General features: G+C 69.4%; 1 protein-coding gene. It reads right to left on the bottom strand.

What is annotated here, in order from left to right; translation table 11 throughout:
- Nucleotides 1-33: 33 nt before the first annotated feature.
- Nucleotides 34-1263: an IS110 family transposase gene (locus E1266_RS37175; protein WP_132055260.1), complete on the bottom strand. Its 1230-nt coding sequence runs from the start codon at nt 1261-1263 to the stop codon at nt 34-36.
- Between the last annotated feature and the right edge of the window lie 323 nt (nt 1264-1586).

Genomic DNA, 1586 nt, shown 5'->3' with positions numbered 1-1586 from the left:
CTGGCCGACAAGACATCCCATGCGGTTAGCGTGTCAAGCCGCGGCGAGGGTGCGGGCTGCGAACGCGGTGGCCTCCTGGTAGGGCTGTTGGGTGTGCAGGCAGTGGTGCAGGCAGCCGAGCAGGCGGTTGAAGGTGTTGCGCAGCGCGGCGGTGTGGCTGTCACCGGTCTGGCGTCGTCGCTGGTAGTGAGCGTGAGCGCCGGGTGAGGCGGTCAGCGCCGAGAACGCCCACTGGTAGCCGGCGGTGGCCAAACGCTGATTCTTGACGCGCCGGTGCATCACGATCACGCGCTTGCCTGAGGCGCGGGTGACCGGGGCCGCCCCGGCGTAGGCTTTCAGGGATCTGGCATCGGCGAACCGTGAGCGGTCATCGCCGATCTCGGCGAGCACCCGGGCGCCGGTGAGTCGACCGAGACCGGGCAGGCTGGTGATGATCTCGGCGTCCGGGTGCTGGTCGAAAGCCTCTTCGGCAGCTGCCGCGAGTTCTTCGGCGTTGACGCAGGCGGTATCGAGGGCCCGCAGCAGCGCCACCGCCCTGCGGCCCATCGCCTGCTCGACCGGCGACGGCTGACGCAGATGCTCGCTGGTCAAGGCCTGGTGGATGCGGGCCGCCCGGGCGGTCACGCCGCGTTGCCGACCGGCCTGGCGCAACAGGTCGGCGATCTGCTGCACCGACATGGCCGTGGCGGCGGCCGGTGTCGGCGCCGCCGCCAGGATCGCGCGGGCTTCGGGGCGCATGATGCCGCCTCGGGCATCCCGGAACGCCGCCAGGAAGGCCGGGTAATACTCCCGCAGTAGCGAGCGCAGCTTGTTGTGCGCCTGGGTGCGGTCCCAGACCGCGTCCTGCTGAGCGCGCGCCAGCACGGTGACCGCTTGGGCGAGTTCGGAGTCGGCCGGCAACGCCCGGTGCGCGGCCATGTCGGTGCGCAAGATGTTGGCCAGCACCACCGCATCGCCGTGGTCGGACTTCTTACGTGAGACCGTGTGCCGTTCCCGATAGCGGGCAACTGCCATCGGGTTGATGACGAACACCGGCCGCTCCCCGGCCCGCAGACAGGCCACCAGCAGCCCCCGCGAGGTCTCGATCGCCACCGGTATACGAGCGTCCGGGCCGTCACCGGCTTGGGCGAGCATCTCCAGCAATCGCCCGAACCCGGCCGCGTCATCACTGATGCGCTGCCGGGCCACCAGCCCGCCGTCGCCATCGACGATCACCACGTCGTGGTGCTGCTCAGACCAGTCGATACCGCAGAACACCGCCATAGGCATCACCCCAGATCATCGCGTTGCACTTGCGCCAGCTGTGATCACGCCGCGGCCTAATGACAGGACTCGCAGTCCACCATCCCACCAGCGGTTCGTGACCTCAGGCACTCGCAGGCCCTCCCACTTGCTCAAGGGCTCACCGGCCCCGGTACACGCAAGAGACGATCCTGCGAGCGGCTCAAGCCACGCATACCAAAGGCCCGACCCCGTCATGGCCGGAACGGACCGACCGCTCTTGTCGCAGCGCTACCAGCGCCGCCTACTCACCAGGTCTCCACCGCCGACCACGGGGCCGGGCCCTACCTGCTCATTAGGCCTAC

The sequence above is a fragment of the Actinomadura sp. 7K534 genome (assembly GCF_004348575.1).
In the GTDB taxonomy this organism is placed as follows: domain Bacteria; phylum Actinomycetota; class Actinomycetes; order Streptosporangiales; family Streptosporangiaceae; genus Spirillospora; species Spirillospora livida.
This window is presented reverse-complemented; position numbering and strand designations above follow the sequence as displayed.